The organism is Nocardioides sp. (genome assembly GCF_044226305.1).
Lineage (GTDB): Bacteria > Actinomycetota > Actinomycetes > Propionibacteriales > Nocardioidaceae > Nocardioides.
In genome coordinates this window covers 1-17,378 of the sequence record NZ_JBGAHF010000023.1, presented here as the reverse complement: position 1 = coordinate 17,378, position 17,378 = coordinate 1, and the positions used below count along the sequence as shown (strand labels likewise).

Below are 17,378 nucleotides of genomic sequence, written 5' to 3'. Positions count from 1 at the left end.
GCTGGGGTCATGACCTCACCCAGCGCCCTCACGACGGGCTCCCCCCTCGGACCGGGCGGGACCGGCACCCACCCGGTCCCGGCGGTGCGCCTGCGTGGAGTGACGAAGGACTTCGGGACCGTGCACGCCGTGCGCGGGATCGACCTCGAGCTCCAGCAGGGCGAGATCGTCGCCTTTCTCGGCCCCAACGGGGCCGGCAAGACCACCACCCTCGACATGGTCCTCGGGCTGTCCCGCCCCACCAGCGGCACCGCGGAGGTGCTCGGCCTGGCGCCACGGCACGCGATCGCCCGCGGCCTGGTGTCCGCCGTCATGCAGACCGGCGGGCTGCTCAAGGACCTCACCGTCCGCGAGACGGTGCAGTACACCGCGAGCCTGTTCGCCGACACCCGCCCGGTCGACGAGGTGCTCGAGAACGCCGGCATCGCGGCGATCGCCGACCGCAGGGTCGCCAAGTGCTCGGGCGGCGAGCAGCAGCGGCTCCGGTTCGCGATGGCGCTGCTGCCGGACCCGGCGCTGCTCCTGCTGGACGAGCCGACGACCGGCATGGACGTCGAGGGCCGCCGTACCTTCTGGTCCGCGATCCGCGCGGACGCCGAGAAGGGCCGCACGGTGATGTTCGCGACGCACTACCTCGAGGAGGCCGACGCGTACGCCGACCGGATCGTGCTCATCAGCCACGGCCGGATCGTCGCCGACGGCACCGGCGCCCAGATCAAGGCGCTCGCGTCGGGCCGCACCGTCCGGGCGACCCTCCCCGACGCCGACACGGCGTCGTTGGCCCGACTGGACGGCGTCACCGGCGTCGAGGTGCGCGGCGACTCCGTCCTCGTGCACACCAAGGACAGCGACGCCGTGGCCCGCCACCTGCTGACCCGCACCACCGCGCGCGACCTCGAGATCACCTCGCAGGGACTCGAGGACGCCTTCCTCAGCCTGACCGGAGACGACGCATGAGCACCGCGACCACGATCGACACCACCGCCCGCCGGGTCCCGCCGATGGGCGGGTTCAACCCGTCGCTCCTCGGCATCGAGCTCCGGCGGATGCTGCGCAACCGGCGCACGGTCGTCTTCGCGATGATCTTCCCGGCCGCGATGTTCCTGGTCTTCGGGTCGGGCACCGACAGCACCGAGAGCGTCGGCGAGGGAAACGTGTCGGCGTACGTCATGGTCTCGATGGCCATGTACGGCGCCGCTCTGACCGCGGCCGCGGCCGGCACCCAGGTCGCGATCGAGCGGGCGCTGGGCTGGTCCCGCCAGCTCCGGCTCACCCCGCTCAACCCGACCGCCTACATCGTCGTCAAGGCGATCGTGGCCCTCGTCCTGGGCGCGGTGGCGATCGCCGTCGTCAACCTGGTCGGCGTCCTCCAGGGGAAGCCGGAGATGCCGGCCGCCGTCTGGGTCGAGTGCGCCCTGCTCGCGCTGGCCTGCACCTCGGTGTTCGCCGCGCTCGGCCTGTTCGTCGGCTACCTCCTGCCCGGCGAGAACGCCATGCAGGTGCTCGGCCCCGGCCTGGCGCTGCTGGCCTTCCTCGGCGGCCTGTTCATCCCGCTCGACCAGTACGCCGAGTGGGTGCGCGACATCGCCTACTGGACGCCGATGTACGGCGTCGCCGAGATCACCCGCGCCCCGCTCACGCACGAGCTGCCCTGGTACGCCGTGGTCAACGCGGTCGGCTGGCTGGCCGTCTTCGTGGCCGGTGCCGCGTGGCGGATGGCGAAGGACACGGCCCGTGTGTGAGGCCCGGGTGTGACTACGCTCGTCGGCGTGAGCGACCAGCGGACCCCGCCGAACCAGGTCGGCCGGCTGGCTCCGCTGTTCGCCGGGGTCTGGCTGTTCTTCCTGCTCGACCCGCTGATCGAGGGCTGGCAGCGGCGTGACGAGGTGCGGGGGCTGGTCGGCATCCTCGCCACCGTCGCCTTCGCCGCCGTCTACATGGCGCTGTGGATGCGGGCCCGCAGCGAGCGTCACCGTCTGGTCGCCGACCCGCCGATGTCGTTCGTCGTCCCCTACCTGGGTGCCCTCGTCGTCCTGGGCGGGGTGATGGTCGCCTGCCTGGGTGAGCAGGGGCTGGCGAGCGTCGTCTACATCGCGGTCGCCGCCGTCATGGTGCTCCCCCTCCGGCTCGCCGCAGTGGTGGTCGTCCTGCTGGCCGCGGGCACGGTCGCCCTGAGCGCGGCCGAGGACTGGGGCAGCCAGATCGGACTCGTGTTCGCGATCACGGCGGCGTCCGTCGCGATCTTCGGCATGCGGATGCTGATGCGGCGCAACATCCAGCTGCTGCGGGCGGAGCAGGAGAACGCCAGCCTCGCGGTCGAGAACGAGCGCAGCCGGTTCGCCCGCGACCTGCACGACATCCTCGGCCACTCCCTGACGGTCATCACCGTCAAGGCCGAGCTCGCCCAGCGGCTGCTCGACGCGGACACCCCCGAGGCGACCTCGCGTGCGCGCACCGAGCTCGCCGACCTCGAGCGGTTGAGCCGCGACGCGCTCTCCGACGTACGCCGCGCGGTCGAGGGGTACCGCGAGCTGACCCTCCCCGGGGAGCTGGCCCGGGCCCGGTCCGCGCTGGCGGCGGCCGAGATCGAGGCGCACCTGCCGAACTCCGCCGACGAGGTGCCGACCGACCTGCGCGAGCTGTTCGCGTGGACGGTGCGCGAGGGCGTCACCAACGTGATCCGGCACTCCGGTGCTCGCAGCTGCGAGGTCCGGCTCTCCGCGTCGTGCGCCGAGGTGCGCGACGACGGGCGCGGCCACACCGGCGGCGGCGCCGGGTCGGGCCTGGCCGGCCTGCGCGAGCGGGCCGCGGCGGCCGGCGCCACCGTCGTCACCCGGACCCTCGAACCCGGGTTCAGCCTGCAGGTGGGGCGGTCGTGACGATCCGGCTGCTGCTCGCCGACGACCAGGCGCTGGTGCGCGGCGCGCTCTCCGCGCTGCTCGGCCTCGAGCCCGACCTCGAGGTCGTCGCCGAGGTCGGCTCCGGCGACGAGGTGGTCCCGGCGGCGCTCGCGCACCACCCGGACGTCGCGCTGCTCGACGTCGAGATGCCCGGGACCGACGGCATCACCGCGACCGCCGCGCTGCGCGCCGCCGCGCCCTCCGTCCGGGTGCTGATCGTGACCACCTTCGGCCGTCCGGGCTACCTGCGCCGCGCCCTCCAGGCAGGGGCGTCGGGGTTCGTCGTGAAGGACACGCCGGCGGCACAGCTCGCCGACGCCGTACGTCGGGTGCACGCCGGGCTGCGCGTCGTCGACCCGGCGCTGGCGACCGACAGCCTGGTCGCCGGCGAGTCGCCCCTGACCACGCGCGAGACCGAGGTGCTGCGGGCCGCGCGGGACGGGTCCTCGGTCGCGGCGATCGCCGCGAAGCTGTTCCTGTCCGAGGGGACCGTCCGCAACCACCTCTCCGCGGCGATCGGCAAGACCGGCTCGACGAATCGGGCGGAGGCCGTCTTGACCGCGGAGGGGAACGGCTGGCTCTGAGGTCCGGACCGGGTTGTACGGTCGAGGTCATGCGCAGGTTCGTGCTCCTCACGCTGGTCACCCTCACCGCGACGCTCCTGGCCCCCGTCGCTCAGACGCAGTCACCGGCGCAGGCGGCCGCCCAGGCGGAGGGGCCGCAGGCCGACCAGCAGGCGGCGCCGGCGCTGCGGGTCAAGCGACTCGTCACCGGGCTCGACCACCCCTGGGACGTGCGGCCGATCGGTGGCGGCAAGCTGCTCTTCACCCAGCGCTCGCGCGCCACGGTGTCGCTGTGGACGGGGCACCGGAAGCGGACCATCCGCGACTTCCCGTCCAGCTCGGTCTGGGTCTCGACCGACAACCCCGAGACCGGGCTGATGGGGCTGGAGACCGACGACGACTTCGCCACCAACCACCGCTTCTACACCTGCCAGGGCGGGTTCACCGGCGGCGGCCACGACGTCCGGGTGATGACCTGGACCCTCGACGACGCGCTGACCCGGATCTCCTCGAGCCGGGAGCTCCTCGGCGGATTCCCCACCTCGACCGGACGTCACGGCGGCTGCCGGATCGTGCAGGTCGGGTCGAAGCTCTACGTCGGCACCGGCGACGCCGCGATCGGCAGGAACCCCGAGAACAAGAAGTCCTTCGGCGGCAAGACGCTGTGCCTGCTCGCCGACTCCGGCGACCCGTGCCCGGGCAACCCCTTCATCCATGCCCGCAACCGCACCCAGCGGTACGTGCAGACCTACGGCCACCGCAACGTCCAGGGCATCGACGTCCGCCGCGACGGCACGCTCTGGTCGGTCGAGCAGGGCACCTACCGCGACGACGAGGTCAACAAGCTGGTCGACGGTGGCGACTACGGCTACAACCCGGTGCCGGGCTACAACGAGAACGTCCCGATGACCGACCCGTCGCTGCCCGGCCACCAGCGCAAGGCGGTGTGGCGCTCGGGCAACCCCACGCTCGCGACCTCCGGCGGCGGGTTCATCTACGGCTCCGGCTGGGGCGCGTACAACGGGACGTTCGCGGTGGCCGCCCTCAAGGCCGAGCGCGCCCTCTTCCTCAAGCTGTCCGCCAAGGGCAAGCTGCTCGGCGTGCGCGTGCCGTCGGCGCTGCGGCACTACGGACGGCTGCGGACCGTCGTCGACGGACCGGGCGACATCGCCTACGTGACCACCGACAACGGCGGCGGCCACGACGTGATCCTGGCGGTGCGACCGCAGGTCAGGTGAGCCGTCAGGTGAGCCCGGCCAGGGCGACGGCCCCGACCCACACCAGCACCGCCAGCACCGCCACCGCCGGCACCCACCGCGGGTGCAGCGACCACCACGCGCAGGCCACGACGAAGAGCGCCAGCCACACCACGACCAGGAGCGCCACCGCCCACCAGGGCAGCAGGAGCAGGCTGGCGAGGTCGAGGAACAGCGCGCACGCCATGCCGGCCATGCCGACGAACGGCCACGGGGAGACCTGGACCCGGTCAGTCGTCATTCCACTGCGGGTCCGAGTCCCACTCCTGGTTGCGCTGCTCCGCCTTCTCGAGGGCGTGCTCGGCCTCCTCGCTCGTCGCGAACGGCCCGAGCCGGTCGATCGGCGGGCACATGTCCTCGCCCTGCTCGACCCGGTGGTGCTTCACGCAGAACCAGAAGTCGCTCATGCTGCCCGAAGGTACACGCGCGGGGCGCCGCCCACCTCGATCACTCGGCCCGGTTGAGCAGCTCCTCGACGCGGAGCGCGGCTAGGCCGTGGTCGGGGTCGCCGCTCATCGCGGCCGCGAGCCGCAGGTGCGGCAGCGCCTCGGCGTACCGGCTCTGCCGCTCGAGGCAGCGTCCGAGGGCGTGCTGCGCCCAGTCGTCGGCCGGGTTCTCCTCGACCAGGCTCGTGAGCTCCGCCTCGGCGCGCTGCAGCTGGGCCCGCATCAGGTAGGCCCAGGCGCGCAGCGTGCGCAGGCCGGTGTTGCCCGGCTCCTGCTCGAGGGCGGGCTCGAGCACCGCGAGCGCCTCGCGGGGCGCGCGGCGGGACAGCAGGTCGAAGGCGGTGCGGTACGCCGACTCGGGGGCCGTCGTCTGTCCGGGGAAGACGACGGGCGGCGCCTGGATCTCGTGCTCGATCTCGTGCTCGTCGGTCACGGCTGCTCAACCCGGTTGCCGGTCCGCGGATTCCCGAGCGGGTCGTCGTGGAGGATGCGCTGGAAGAGCACGTGGTCGGTCCACTCGCCGTGGATGAACAGGAACCGGTCGGCCCGGCCGTACTGCTCGAACCCGCACCGTCGCAGGACGCCCTGGGACGCCTCGTTGTGGGGCCGGGTCCCGGCCTCCAACCGGTGCAGTCCGAGCCCCCGACCCTGCACGACGGCGTGCTCGACGAGCGCGGACGCGAGGCCGCGCCGGGTGTGGGCGTGGTCGACCCAGTAGCCGAGCGTCGCGCTCTGCAGGACACCGCGCACCATGTTGTCCACCGCGATCCGCCCGACCACGTCGTCGCCGTACCAGAGCACGAAGGTGTGCCGCTTGTCCCGCTCCCGGTCCTCGAGCTGGCGCCCGATCTCCTCGGCCTGCCCCTCCTCGGTGAAGAACCGCTCGGGCCGCACCGGGTCCCACGGCTCGAGGTGCTCGCGGTTGCGGCGGTACGCCGCCGCCATCGCCCCGGCGTCGTCCGTCTCGAGCGGCCTGATCTCGTATCCCTCGGGCAGCACCGGGTCAGGTTAGTCCGGCCGCGGTCGCTCTTCGAGCGTCGAACCCCGGCGGTCTCTACCGCGGCCGCCAGCGAGCGTCGTCCCCGGTGGTCGAGCAGCGAGCGCCAGCGAGCGTCGTCGAGACCCCGCGAGCGAAGGCAGGGCCCCGACCCCATCCCTGATCCCGGTGGTCGAGCAGCGAGCGCCAGCGAGCGTCGTCCCCGGTGGTCGAGCAGCGAGCGCCAGCGAGCGTCGTCGAGACCCCGCGAGCGAAGGCAGGGCCCCGACCCAGACCGGCTGTGAAGGACCGCCCCGGATCGGGAACCGATCGTGACCGAATCCTCTGTGCACACAGGGGATTCCGACTCTCCAGCGTCGGTGGCGAGTGCTTGGGTTGACCCATGACCACCACCGCCGGCAGCTTGCCGATCGACAGGAGCGACCACCTCGTTGCCGTCGGCGCGGACGAGCTGCTGGCGCTCTGCGCGGACACCGAGCGCCAGGCTCGGGAGGCCGAGCTGCGTCGCCTGGAGTGCGCCCTGCGATGGGCGCACCTGCACCCCGACGACCCCGACCGGGCCGCCCTGGGCTCCGTCGAGTCGGCCGCCGTCGTGGACGCCGCGCTCGCGCCGCGTGCCCACCGGTGCGGCACCGTCCTCATCGACCGGGCCATCGCGGAGGCCACCGCCGGCGCGGAGCCCGAGGAGCAGGGCGCCGAGGAGGCCCTCTCCCGGTCGCACTGGGGCGTGGAGCTCCTCCACGGTCCGATGACCGGTCCCGGCCGATGGGCCGGGACCTCGAGGATGGAGATCACCGGTGACACCGTGGTCCTCCAGGGGTTCCTCGACGTGCTCACCGCCCTCGCCGAGGGCGAGGTGGCCCGGACCCACCCGGACGACACGATCGACGTGCGCCGCAGCCTCGCGGTGGGCCTGGTGGCCCAGCGCACGAGCTGCGACCGGCCGCCGCGCATCAAGCTCCACCTCCACGCCGACCTCGCGGGCCTCCTCGACGACACGATCGGCACCGGCTCGGTCGAGCGCCTCGGTCCGATCACGACGGCCCGGATCAAGGAGTGGTGCGGCTCCTCGTCCGTCACGGTCCTGCCGGTCCTCCGCGAGGACCGGACCGACGCCGTCGACCAGCACGACCCACCACCGTGGATGCGCGAGCTCGTCACCCAGCGCGACGGCCACTGCGTGTTCCCCTGGTGCGCGACCGACGCCCGGTCCTGCGACCTCGACCACATCGAGGAGTACGTCCCGATGGACGAGGGCGGCCCGCCCGGCCAGACCCGACCCGACGCGCTCGCCCCGCTGTGCCGACATCACCACCGCGCCAAGACCGCCCGCCGATGGCGCTACCGGCGGCTGCCGGACGACAGCTACCTCTGGACCGGTCCGCACGGCCGGCGCTACCGCGTCGACCGCGACGGCACCGACCCCCTATCCTGAGCCCGCGGATGGGCTGGCCGGGCGACCGCGTCGCTCCCCTCGGGGAGCGCCGAGGAAGGTCCGGGCTCCACAGGGCAAGGTGGTGGGTAACACCCACCCGGGGCAACCCGCGGGACAGTGCCACAGAGAACAGACCGCCTCCCCCGTCTCGACGGGAGAGGTAAGGGTGAAACGGCGGTGCAAGAGACCACCAGCGACCGGGGCGACCCGGCCGGCTCGGCAAACCCCACCTGGAGCAAGATCAAGAAGTCCGGTGCTCGCACCGGACGCGCGCACGTTCGAGGGCGGCCCGCCCGAGTGCGCGGGTAGATCGCTGGAGGCGGCCGGCAACGGCCGTCGTAGATGGATGGTCGCCACGCTTCGGCGTACAGAACCCGGCCTACAGGCCAGCCCGTCCGCAAAACAGGCTCTGACCTGCGAAAACGCGATCACGACATCGCTGTAGTCCGCAGATAGTCCGCAAGAGAAATACTCTTGCGACTTCAACTATCGAGGCGATCTGTTCGAATCGTCGCCGGACCGGCGCCGGCGTCGATAGCGTCCAGACGTGTCCGAAACGGCCGACAAGAAGCAGATGATGTTGCGGTACGCCGGCGTCTGCCGCTTGTGCGAAACCGACCTGGCGGCCCGAGTCGAGGCAATCTACGAGCGGTCCACGAAGACCGTCCGCTGCCTCGACTGCTCCCCCGCCGACCCGGCCTCGTCGGTGGTTGAGGAGGTTGCGCAGCAACCGTCTCGAAACCCCGACCCCATCGACGTCGGCACCCCAGGCACCTCCGCGCGACGCGAGTACGAGCGCCGCCAGGCCAAGCGCGAGACCCGCATCCGCGAGAAGCATCCCAAGCTCGGCGGCCTCATCCTCGCCATGACCGACGGCCACCAGTCGACGATCGCTTGGAACACCGGCGCCCTCGGCGAGGAGCGCCTTGGCCGACGGCTCGACGAACTCTCCTCCGAGACCATGCGCGTTCTCCATGACCCCGCATTCCCGGCACCCGCGCCAACATCGACCACATCGCCGTCACCCCGACCGGCATCTTCGTGATCGACGCCAAGAAGTACAGGGGCCGGCCGTCGCTCAAGGTCGAGGGTGGAATCCTCCGGCCCCGCGTCGAGAAGGTCCTAGTCGGCACCCGCGACCAGACCAAGCTCGTCGACGGCGTCCTCAAACAGGTCGACCTCGTCCAAGGCATCGTCGGCGACGACCTCCCCGTCACTGGCGTCCTCTGCTTCATCGAAGCGGACTGGACGCTCATCGCCGGATCCTTCGCCGCCTGCGGCGTGGAGGTCCTCTGGCCCAAGAAGCTGTACGCGCGGCTCACCACCGAAGGCCCGATTGCCTCTGGTGTCGACGATCTCCACCGCACGTTGGCGTACGCGCTCCCGCCGGCATGAGGGTGACGCGGACCGACCGACGACCTGCTAAACAGCGCCGCCTGTCCGCGCGGTACCGCGTTACCGGATGCCGATGAGCGGGCGATGGGACGTCCCGCCGTGCCTGAGCCCCGCTGCTGGGTTGGTAACAGATCGATCCCATTTGTCCGCTCTGTCACCAACTCGCTTCGGCTGGGGCGAAACTCTGGCTCCGTCTCATCAACTCGGATCGGACCGCGCATGCTCACCCTTCGACCTAGCCAGGTTCGACGGCTCACGGTCTGCGCCGTGATCCTCGCCGTCGTTGCCGCCGCATGGTGGCTGGTTGCGAGCCCGTACTGGGGCGGTGGGGACAAGACCTACGAAGAGTCGTGGTCCTCGGACGGCGCGTTCACTCAACGACCCTCGATCAGTCTCGACGGAAGCAAGATCACCGTCTACTTCCTCGGCGGGGGATGCTTCAAGTCCGCCACTGCCGACGCTGTGGAGACATCGGAATCAGTGACGATCACCGTCGAGGTCACTGACTACGCGGACGCCGCGTGCTCCACCATCGGGCTCAGAGAACAGGCGACGGTGTCTCTGAGCGAGCCCTTGGGCGACCGCGACCTGATCGACGGCGCGCTCGACTGAACCGTCCGGATCTAGCCGCGATCAGCACGGATCTGCCGATGTGCGCCCCTTGGTCGGAGGCAATCGCCTCGCGCGGTGACGCTCGGGGGTCACCTGGTGCTACGACCAGCGATGAGCGCGTCAACCCTTGCCAGGTGCCTGTCGGCCGGGTTACTGGTCTGGCCACGTCATCGACCAACCGGGGCCACCGGAGCCGTCCTCCGGAGCGTCATCGCGTTCGCACGTCTCGGCGAAGGCCAGATCTCGGACCGGAACCGTCCTCACGATCTGCGCGTCGAGCGCCGCACCCGGAGCGCCCGTCGCTATCAGCAACTGTCCGTCCCGGAAGCCGTGGACGTGCGTATCGTCGATGAACTCCTTGCCGCCATCCGCAAAACCCAACAAAACCGCCGTAGTCATGGATCGACTGTAGGAGGCAAGCATCCGGATCTGCCGCCTTGAGGCGGCTCGCACGGGTCGGTAGGAACGTCGCGCCACAGAGTCACTTAGCGCAGACCAAGAATCTGAGGTCGTGTGGCAGGCACGGTGGCACCGGGAGCCACCGGAACGCTGGATGCGGCTCCTGGGTCGATTCGGTGAGACTCGTACGACACCGTCTGTGCACCACGCCGCGCAGGCTCGTCAGCCGATGCCTAGCGTGCGACCGGCGTACCTCTGGTTCAGTTGCGCTCGCAGTCGCGTTTCAACTCGGCTCGGCACCGGTCGCGCGAGGCGCCTCCGAAGGCGCGGTCGCTACCGGTTCCGCCGAGCAGGACGTCACGGCCCGAGCCGCCTCGGAGGACGTCGTCGCCGCCGTTGCCGTACAACGTGGTTGCCACGCCTTCGCACTTCTCGCTCGTGGACCGCAGCAGGTCATCGCCTCCGGCACCTCGGACCACCGTCCCGCATTGACCGGCGGTAACGACGTCTCGACCACTCGTGCCCAGGACCTGGACGTGCCCGGAGGCCGCGCCCGAGGTCAGCACCGTGAGGCGCTCCGTTTCGAACGGCACGGCCACGTCGCCTCGCCAGAAGAGCCCGTGTCGCAGGTCGTAGACGACCGGCATGTCCGCGCCGCCGCCGCCCTGCATGGCGATGGTGTCCCGGCCCGGGCCGCCCACGACACTTTGTGGGTCGCCGTACAGCGTGAGCCTGTCATCGCCGGGCCCGGCCTGGGCGCTGATCTTCGTGCCCAGAGCATGGATGACGTTGTCGTCTCCGGCTCCCGTGTCGATGCTGACGGTGTCCACCCAACCCCACGCGACGATCGTGTTGGCAGCGTCGTTTCCCCGCAAGTCGAGCGCGGAGCCCTCGGCTTGGGACCGGTGGATGGTGTCGACGTTCTCGAACTCCTCGGCGGTAGAGAACTGGACGCCGTCAGCCATAGCCGTCCCAGCGGCGAGGTCGATCGACACCGCCACCGAGTCCTTGGGCGTCTGCCGCAACTGGAACCAGTCGGTGCCGGCGCCGCCGGACGCCTTGATGTCACCCCCGAGCCACGGAACCAACGAGACGAGGTCGTCGCCCGGTCCCGCCTGCACCTCGTCGTTGTCGGGCTGGGTGTCGAGTCGCGCACCAGAGACGATGACGTCATCGCCACCGTAGGTCCGCACAGAGTCGGTGTTCTCCGTCCCCGTGCCCGGATAGGATTGCAGCGTCTCGTCGTCGACGTAGGTCTGCTCGGCATAGACCTCGTCGTCGGCCTCTGAGCCCTCGAACAGGTCGGACCCGGAGCCCAGGATCACGACGTTCGTCGTGCCTCGGCCAGAGTGGGACTGGACCCGGTCGTTTCCGTCGCCGGCCTCGATCCGGGCCGGTCCGGTCACACAGATCGCGTCGTCACCGCCAAGCGCAAGCACCCGCGAGACGTCCTTGGCGACGATGACGTCGTCGCCCTCGGTCCCCCGCACCTCACGCTGGCCCGGCGGTGCCGTAATGGTCGCCGCCAAGCCGAAGCAGGTTTCCGTTGCTTGGGCACTGCCGATGGTCGCCATGCATGGCGCAAGCGCAGCCGCAACACCGGCCACGCCAGCCAATAGCCGTAGCCCAATCCTTGAGCCCATGTCCCACCGTCCCGAGAAGTCCACGGTCGAACCCTACGCGATCACCACCGTGCTGCCTGTCCGCTCACCGATGACCGCGCACCGGCCAACGACCGCCAGGCCAAGTGCGACGGCCACATTGATACGAGCACCAGGGCTTGACCCGGACCTGTCGCCTGGAGAACCGAGACAGCGGGAGTAGCCACAACCGGCGAGATACCTGCACGGCTTCGACGCCGTCGTGCGAACGGAGCAAGGATTCACTACATGAGGGCGCGCAGTCCGGATCATTCCTTGACGCCGCGCTCGAACTCTGCACGACATAGGCCACCTGCGTGCTCAGCAAACGCACGCATCTGCCGCGACCCGATGTCGCCCGCACATGCCGAGATGAGGTCGGGTTGAGGCGCGCGCTGCCACCGGTCGCCTACATCGAATCACTTGGCGGCGAGACTCATCGCGGAGTCTGGGGTGATCACCGAGCACAGCGGCCGCGCCATCTCAGGTGAGGAGATCTCAGCTCAGTGCACCGGCACCGGTCTCCTCGTAGGAATATGGAGACATGGGCGCTGGCGGGCTGTCGTCCCTGGGCTGGGACGAGCGAGCGGCCCAGGCGGTCGCGGAGGTCATGGCTCCCGGCTGCGCCGCTGGGAGGGTAGTTCGCGTTGACCTCGACTCCGTCGTGGTCTCAACGGAGGCGGGCGATTGTCGGTCCCGCGCACGGGAGCTACCGGCAGTGGGCGACTGGGTCGTCGTCCACGTCCAGGAGGACGACGCTGTCGTCGTAGGCGTCGCTCCCCGCTGGTCCGAGCTTGACCGCCGCGACCCCACCGGGCGCAGCCAGGTGCTCGCGGCGAATGTCGACCTGGTGCTCGTCACGGCACCCGCCGACAGGTTGTCGGTCGCTCGCGTGGAGCGCGAGGTAGCACTGGGATGGGACAGTGGAGCACGACCCGTCGTACTGCTCACCAAGTCCGACCTGGCCTCCCCGGCACTCGCCGAGGGGCTGAGTTCCCGCCTTGCCGGTGTCGAGGTCGTGCCGGTGAGCACCGTGACCGGCGAGGGGGCTGAAGACATTGCCGAGATGCTGCGGCCGGCACTCACGGCGGTGCTGCTCGGGCCCTCGGGGGCCGGCAAGTCTTCGTTGGCCAACCTGCTGCTCGGGCGCGGGGCAGCGACCACGGGCCAGGTCCGGCCCAGCGACCATCGAGGTCGGCACGTGACCAGCAGTCGAGGCCTGTACGCCCTACCCACCGGTGGCGTGATCATCGATACCCCCGGGCTACGCAGTCTGTCCCTCACCATCGACCGTGGCGGGGTGGCCGCGGCCTTCCCCGACATCGAGACCCTCGCTGCCGACTGCCGGTTCGGGGACTGCCGACACGAGCATGAGCCTGACTGTGCCGTGCTCGCTGCGGAGCGTGAGGGGAAGCTCGACGGGCGGCGGCTGGCGAACTACCGCAAGCTCCGGCGAGAGCTCGAGTTCGAGCTGCGGCGTGACGATCCGACCGCGGCCCGGGAGAAGCAGCGGATCTGGAAAGAGCGAAGCAAGGCGGCCCGACGGCTCTTCCGTGACCGCGGGTACTGAGTGTCACCCGCAGAGAACCGTGAGGTTGCCCGGATGGCTGACCACAGCCGCAGGAGGGCACTCCTAACCCTCGTTGACACACGCTTCTCCCGCGTTCGGCGCTGTTGTGCCGAGAGTCGGTGGTTCCCTGACGGGTAGCTCACGAGCCCTGCCGATGAGAGTTTGGCTTGGGCTACCGGTCGTATCGCGGCCATGGTGGACGACCTTGTGCTTCTGGTAGGTGAGAATCGTCGCGGGCTCCGGGTCCTTGTGCTCTGGTGGCCTCGGCGATCGTTGCTGAGAGTGGGGCTGTGGATGCCGCCGGTCTGACCCATGGGGAGGCTGCACTGCTCCTGAAGCGGGTCGGGCCCAACGAGATCGAGCAACGGGGTCGCATCTCGGTGTGGTCGAGCATCGGCATGCAGTTGCGCGATCCGCTCATCGTGGTCCTTCTTGCCGCATGCGCGTTGACCCTGGTGACCGGTGACTTCACCGACGCCGCGGTGATCGGGTTCGTGGTCGTGGTCAACACCGCGGTCGGGGTCACCCAGGAGGTCAAGGCGGACCGGGCCATCACCGCCCTGGCACAGCTGAGCGCACCGATGGTGCGCGTGCGACGAGGCGGTGTCGAGACGTCGGTGCCCACCGCCGACCTGGTGCCAGGCGATGTCGTGCTCCTGGGCGAGGGTGACATCGTCCCCGCCGACTGTGCCCTGCTGGACGCATCCTCTCTGCTGCTCGACGAGTCGGCACTGACCGGCGAGTCGGTCGCGGTCGGCAAGGCTGTCGCCGATGGTGAGTCCTTCGGCGACGTCCTGGCGGCGGGCACGGTCGTCGTCAAAGGTCGTGCGGTTGCTGAGGTCACTCTGACTGGCGCGGCGAGTGCGTTGGGACAGATCGCTGCCCTCATGGACAGCCGCGTTCAGCCCACTCCACTGCAACGTCGCTTGGCCGGGCTGGGACGGACCTTGGCGCTGGTGGCCGTCGCCCTGTGTGCGGTCGTCTTGGCCCTCGGACTGGCCCGGGGCGAACCTCTGGAGCTGATGTTGGTCACTGCGGTTAGCCTCGCGGTCGCTGCTGTCCCGGAGTCCCTGCCAGCAGTGGTCACATTCAGTCTGGCGTTGGGAGCACGGCGCATGGTGGGTCGCAACGCCGTGGTCCGCCGGCTTCCGGCGGTGGAGACCCTGGGGTCGGTGACGGTGCTGGCGACCGACAAGACCGGAACCCTGACCGAGGCCCGGATGCTGGTCGAGGAGCTTTGGACCCCCGAGCGCTCGGTCGAGGTGTCCGGAGAGGGCTACGCACCCCGCGGCGACCTCGTCACCGGCGGCGTGGCCCTCGACCTCAGTCAGGCTCCCGACGTGGTCGAGCTCCTGCGGGCCTGCGTGCTGTGCAACGACGCGCAGCTGACGCCACCTTCTCGGCCCAACGAGCCGTGGTCGGGCCTGGGTGACCCGACCGAGCTGGCCCTGCTCAGTGTGGCCGGCAAGGCTGGTCTGACCAGGGAGGAGCTCGAGCGTGCGCATCCGCGGGTCGGTGAGTTGCCGTTCGACAGTGCCGCTCAGCAGATGACCACTGCCCACCAGACCCCAGCCGCGGCTTCGGGCGAGGCATCTGTCTTGGTCGTGACCAAAGGTTCAGTCGAGGCGCTCCACGCCCAGCATGGACATGAAGGGCATGCCGATGGTTGGCACCCTGCGCTCGTCCGTGCCTCCGAGCTCGCGGCCGAGGGGTTCCGGGTCCTGGCGCTGACGACCGGAAATGCCCCCCTCAGCGGTGATTGGGAAAAGGCTGGGCAACGGCTGCTGGGCTTGGCCGCGATGACCGACCCGGCCAAGCCGGCTGCGCGCTCGACGATCGAGCACTGTCGGACAGCCGGCATCGTTCCGGTGCTCATCACCGGCGACCATCCGGCCACCGCCCGCGCGGTCGCGCTACGCGTCGGGGTGCTGACGGCCGAAGAGGCCGACCTTGAGAGCAGTGTCGTCACCGGGCCTCAGATAGCTGCCGGAGAGATCGCCGACCTGACGGAGCCGCGTGTCTTCGCGAGGACCAGCCCGGAGCAGAAGCTCGACATCGTCCAAGCCTGGAGAGACCGCGGTGCCGTCGTCGCCATGACAGGAGACGGCGTGAACGACGGCCCGGCCCTGCACCGAGCCGACATCGGCGTCGCCATGGGACACCGTGGCACCGAGGTCGCCCGACAGGCCGCTGACCTCGTCCTCGCCGACGACGACTTGGCCACTGTTGTCGCAGCTGTCGAAGAAGGTCGGCGCGTCTATGCGAACATCCGCCTCTTTCTCGTATTCGCGCTCTCCGGCGGCGCGGCCGAAATCCTCGTCATGCTGCTCGGCCCGTTCCTCGGTCTCGTCGTGCCTCTCATGGCCGCGCAGATCCTGTGGATCAACCTGCTCACCCACGGGATCACCGGAGTAGCGATCGGCGCCGAACCTGTCTCGCCTGGCGCGATGTCACAGCCGCCCCGTCCGGCTGCTCAGAGCGTGCTGGGAGACGGCTTGTGGCAACGGGTCGTGCTGATCAGCATGCTCATCTCCGCGGTCACCTTGAGTCTCGGCCTGTGGGCGCACAGTGGTGACCGGGCCTGGCAGACGATGATCTTCTTGTCACTGACCTGTCTCCAGCTTGGGGTAGCCATGGGGCTCCGCCCGGTCCAGCTCACCACCCAGAACCCGCTGCTACCGGTCGCCGTGACCGGCTCCCTTCTCTTGGCTCTGGCCGGCGTGTACGTCCCCCTGCTGCAAGACCTCCTGGGCACCTCGGCCCTTCCAGCAGCCGACCTTGCCCTAGCGGTCGGGACCGGGGTCTTCGGGTGGCTCTTTGCCCGGATCGCTGTTCGACACGGCCGCACATCTGGACCGCAGACATCGAGTTCGGGGCCATGACGCGCGCCCTGGAGACGCGCGACCTGAGTCGGTTCGCCTACCTCTCGATCGTCGCTGCGATCCTCACGATCACGCTGAAGGTCCTCGCGTGGCGCATCACCGGCTCGGTCGGCCTTCTCTCCGACGCGGCCGAGTCAGTCGTCAACCTCGTTGCCGCGATCGCGATGCTCGTGGCGCTCAAGGTGGCGGCGATGCCGGCCGACAAGAACCACCACTACGGCCACACCAAGGCCGAGTACTTTTCTGCGGCGATCGAGGGGACGATGATCTTCGTCGCCGCCCTCGTGATCTTGTACACCTCGGTCGAGCGCTTCCTCAGCCCCCAGGCGATCGAGAACGTCGGTATCGGCCTCGCCGTCTCCGTGTTTGCCTCGCTCGTCAACGGCGGGGTGGCCATCGTGCTGCTGCGTGCCGGTCGCCGCTACCGCTCGCTGACGCTGACCGCCGACGGCAAGCACCTCATGACTGATGTCTGGACCTCCGTCGGCGTCGTCGTGGGCGTGCTTGTCGTCGCGCTGACCGGCATCGAGCGGCTCGACCCCGTGGTCGCCTTCCTCGTGGGCATCAACATCGTGTGGACGGGCTGGAAGCTCATCAGCGAGTCGACCGCGGGACTCATGGACAGCTCGTTGTCCAAGGAGGAGAACCGTGCGATCGCCGACATCCTCGCCGGCTTCGTCACGCGCGATGTGCACTTCCACGCCCTGCTCACCCGCGAGTCAGGTCATCACCGCTTCGCCTCGGTGCACGTGCTCGTGCCCGGTGCCTGGACCGTGCAGCAGGGGCATGACCTCGTCGAGGAGGTCGAGACGGCAGTCCATGAGGGCATTGGCGAGATCACGCTGGCCTGCCACCTTGAGCCGTCGGAGGACCCCCGCGCCTACGGCGCCTACGTGACAGAGTTCCCGGTGCAGAGGTACGAGGACATCGTGGCCGCAAAGGAGACGACGTCACAGGCAGAATCCGAGCGACCTTGAGCCGCTCGCACGTCGGGTGATCGGTGGCCGAGGCTCTAGAAGCCACTCATTGCCAACCATCCGCATCTGCCGCGACCCGCGACTCCGCTCATGCCGATGAGCGGCTGATTAGGAGGGCGCTGCGATTACCGCATCATCAGACCCTGTTCGGCGCAGGCAGTCGGAGTGAAGCGTCACGGGTTTGATGCCGCTCCTGTTTGAGTCACAGGAGAATGTGCGCATGCCGAAGAGAGTCGATCCCGCGGTCAAGGAGCGGGCCCTGCGGATGATGGCCGAGCACCGCTCGGACTACCCATCGGACACGGC

Annotated in this window: 18 protein-coding genes and 1 other RNA gene; 13 read left to right on the top strand and 6 right to left on the bottom strand. The window is 70.0% G+C overall.

Annotated features, from left to right (window positions below):
- Window positions 1–9: 9 nt before the first annotated feature.
- Genes ACILQ5_RS18980 through ACILQ5_RS18960 form a run of 5 tightly spaced genes read left to right on the top strand, consistent with a single transcriptional unit; the run spans window position 10 to window position 4,701 of the window.
- Entirely contained in the window at window positions 10–957 is a 948-nt protein-coding gene (locus ACILQ5_RS18980; protein ID WP_395659590.1) for an ABC transporter ATP-binding protein, read from the top strand.
- On the top strand, window positions 954–1,742 hold the full coding sequence (locus ACILQ5_RS18975; protein WP_395659589.1) for an ABC transporter permease: 789 nt from the start codon (window positions 954–956) through the stop codon (window positions 1,740–1,742). Before ACILQ5_RS18980 ends, ACILQ5_RS18975 begins: the two co-directional genes overlap by 4 nt.
- Window positions 1,743–1,769: 27 nt before the next feature.
- Entirely contained in the window at window positions 1,770–2,879 is a 1,110-nt protein-coding gene (locus ACILQ5_RS18970; protein ID WP_395659588.1) for a sensor histidine kinase, read from the top strand.
- Window positions 2,876–3,484 (top strand): response regulator, encoded by a 609-nt coding sequence (locus ACILQ5_RS18965; RefSeq protein WP_395659587.1) that lies wholly within the window; start codon window positions 2,876–2,878, stop codon window positions 3,482–3,484. Before ACILQ5_RS18970 ends, ACILQ5_RS18965 begins: the two co-directional genes overlap by 4 nt.
- Window positions 3,485–3,513: 29 nt before the next feature.
- Window positions 3,514–4,701 carry a PQQ-dependent sugar dehydrogenase gene (locus tag ACILQ5_RS18960; RefSeq protein WP_395659586.1) on the top strand — a complete coding sequence of 396 codons (1,188 nt, stop codon included), beginning with the start codon at window positions 3,514–3,516 and terminating at the stop codon, window positions 4,699–4,701.
- Between the two features lie 4 nt (window positions 4,702–4,705).
- Here the strand turns inward: ACILQ5_RS18960 and ACILQ5_RS18955 are convergent, their stop codons facing one another.
- From ACILQ5_RS18955 to ACILQ5_RS18940, 4 genes are read right to left on the bottom strand one after another with little or no spacing between them, the layout of a single operon-like run.
- Complete coding sequence (locus tag ACILQ5_RS18955; RefSeq protein WP_395659585.1) at window positions 4,706–4,960, bottom strand: hypothetical protein; 255 nt, start codon at window positions 4,958–4,960, stop codon at window positions 4,706–4,708.
- Window positions 4,950–5,126, bottom strand: coding sequence for a hypothetical protein (locus ACILQ5_RS18950; RefSeq protein ID WP_395659584.1), 177 nt, complete (start codon window positions 5,124–5,126; stop codon window positions 4,950–4,952). The genes ACILQ5_RS18955 and ACILQ5_RS18950 overlap by 11 nt, the downstream gene beginning before the upstream one ends.
- A gap of 40 nt (window positions 5,127–5,166) precedes the next feature.
- Window positions 5,167–5,598, bottom strand: a complete 432-nt coding sequence (locus ACILQ5_RS18945; RefSeq protein ID WP_395659583.1) for a tetratricopeptide repeat protein — start codon at window positions 5,596–5,598, stop codon at window positions 5,167–5,169.
- A complete protein-coding gene (locus ACILQ5_RS18940; protein WP_395659582.1) occupies window positions 5,595–6,164 on the bottom strand; it encodes a GNAT family N-acetyltransferase in 570 nt (189 codons plus the stop codon). The genes ACILQ5_RS18945 and ACILQ5_RS18940 overlap by 4 nt, the downstream gene beginning before the upstream one ends.
- Before the next feature lie 380 nt (window positions 6,165–6,544).
- On the opposite strand from ACILQ5_RS18940, the gene ACILQ5_RS18935 reads away from it, so the two are divergent.
- From ACILQ5_RS18935 to ACILQ5_RS18915, 5 genes are all read left to right on the top strand, one after another.
- A complete protein-coding gene (locus ACILQ5_RS18935; protein ID WP_395659581.1) occupies window positions 6,545–7,597 on the top strand; it encodes an HNH endonuclease signature motif containing protein in 1,053 nt (350 codons plus the stop codon).
- A gap of 9 nt (window positions 7,598–7,606) precedes the next feature.
- An RNA gene (gene rnpB / locus ACILQ5_RS18930) (RNase P RNA component class A) lies at window positions 7,607–7,995 on the top strand.
- A gap of 149 nt (window positions 7,996–8,144) precedes the next feature.
- Complete coding sequence (locus tag ACILQ5_RS18925; protein WP_395659580.1) at window positions 8,145–8,642, top strand: hypothetical protein; 498 nt, start codon at window positions 8,145–8,147, stop codon at window positions 8,640–8,642.
- Window positions 8,639–8,992, top strand: coding sequence for a hypothetical protein (locus ACILQ5_RS18920; protein ID WP_395659579.1), 354 nt, complete (start codon window positions 8,639–8,641; stop codon window positions 8,990–8,992). The genes ACILQ5_RS18925 and ACILQ5_RS18920 overlap by 4 nt, the downstream gene beginning before the upstream one ends.
- 267 nt (window positions 8,993–9,259) lie before the next feature.
- Window positions 9,260–9,604 (top strand): hypothetical protein, encoded by a 345-nt coding sequence (locus ACILQ5_RS18915; protein WP_395659578.1) that lies wholly within the window; start codon window positions 9,260–9,262, stop codon window positions 9,602–9,604.
- A gap of 150 nt (window positions 9,605–9,754) precedes the next feature.
- Here ACILQ5_RS18915 and ACILQ5_RS18910 read toward each other — a convergent pair whose 3' ends face one another.
- Window positions 9,755–10,003 (bottom strand): hypothetical protein, encoded by a 249-nt coding sequence (locus ACILQ5_RS18910; RefSeq protein ID WP_395659577.1) that lies wholly within the window; start codon window positions 10,001–10,003, stop codon window positions 9,755–9,757.
- A 260-nt stretch (window positions 10,004–10,263) separates the two neighbouring features.
- Window positions 10,264–11,670, bottom strand: a complete 1,407-nt coding sequence (locus ACILQ5_RS18905; protein ID WP_395659576.1) for a calcium-binding protein — start codon at window positions 11,668–11,670, stop codon at window positions 10,264–10,266.
- A gap of 691 nt (window positions 11,671–12,361) precedes the next feature.
- On the opposite strand from ACILQ5_RS18905, the gene rsgA reads away from it, so the two are divergent.
- From rsgA to ACILQ5_RS18890, 3 genes are all read left to right on the top strand, one after another.
- Window positions 12,362–13,213, top strand: a complete 852-nt coding sequence (gene rsgA, locus ACILQ5_RS18900) for a ribosome small subunit-dependent GTPase A (protein WP_395659575.1) — start codon at window positions 12,362–12,364, stop codon at window positions 13,211–13,213.
- 290 nt (window positions 13,214–13,503) lie between these two features.
- Window positions 13,504–16,095 (top strand): cation-translocating P-type ATPase, encoded by a 2,592-nt coding sequence (locus ACILQ5_RS18895; protein ID WP_395659574.1) that lies wholly within the window; start codon window positions 13,504–13,506, stop codon window positions 16,093–16,095.
- Window positions 16,092–17,072: a cation diffusion facilitator family transporter gene (locus tag ACILQ5_RS18890; protein WP_395659573.1), complete on the top strand. Its 981-nt coding sequence runs from the start codon at window positions 16,092–16,094 to the stop codon at window positions 17,070–17,072. The genes ACILQ5_RS18895 and ACILQ5_RS18890 overlap by 4 nt, the downstream gene beginning before the upstream one ends.
- Window positions 17,073–17,378: the final 306 nt, after the last annotated feature.

Bases quoted from the DNA above. Each gene is read 5' to 3' on its own strand.
- ACILQ5_RS18980 (WP_395659590.1), top strand. From the start codon at position 10: ATGACCTCACCCAGCGCCCTCACGACGGGCTCCCCCCTCGGACCGGGC.
- ACILQ5_RS18950 (WP_395659584.1), bottom strand. From the start codon at position 5,126: ATGAGCGACTTCTGGTTCTGCGTGAAGCACCACCGGGTCGAGCAGGGC.
- ACILQ5_RS18890 (WP_395659573.1), top strand. From the start codon at position 16,092: ATGACGCGCGCCCTGGAGACGCGCGACCTGAGTCGGTTCGCCTACCTC.
- ACILQ5_RS18935 (WP_395659581.1), top strand. From the start codon at position 6,545: ATGACCACCACCGCCGGCAGCTTGCCGATCGACAGGAGCGACCACCTC.
- ACILQ5_RS18960 (WP_395659586.1), top strand. From the start codon at position 3,514: ATGCGCAGGTTCGTGCTCCTCACGCTGGTCACCCTCACCGCGACGCTC.
- ACILQ5_RS18975 (WP_395659589.1), top strand. From the start codon at position 954: ATGAGCACCGCGACCACGATCGACACCACCGCCCGCCGGGTCCCGCCG.
- ACILQ5_RS18955 (WP_395659585.1), bottom strand. From the start codon at position 4,960: ATGACGACTGACCGGGTCCAGGTCTCCCCGTGGCCGTTCGTCGGCATG.
- ACILQ5_RS18910 (WP_395659577.1), bottom strand. From the start codon at position 10,003: ATGACTACGGCGGTTTTGTTGGGTTTTGCGGATGGCGGCAAGGAGTTC.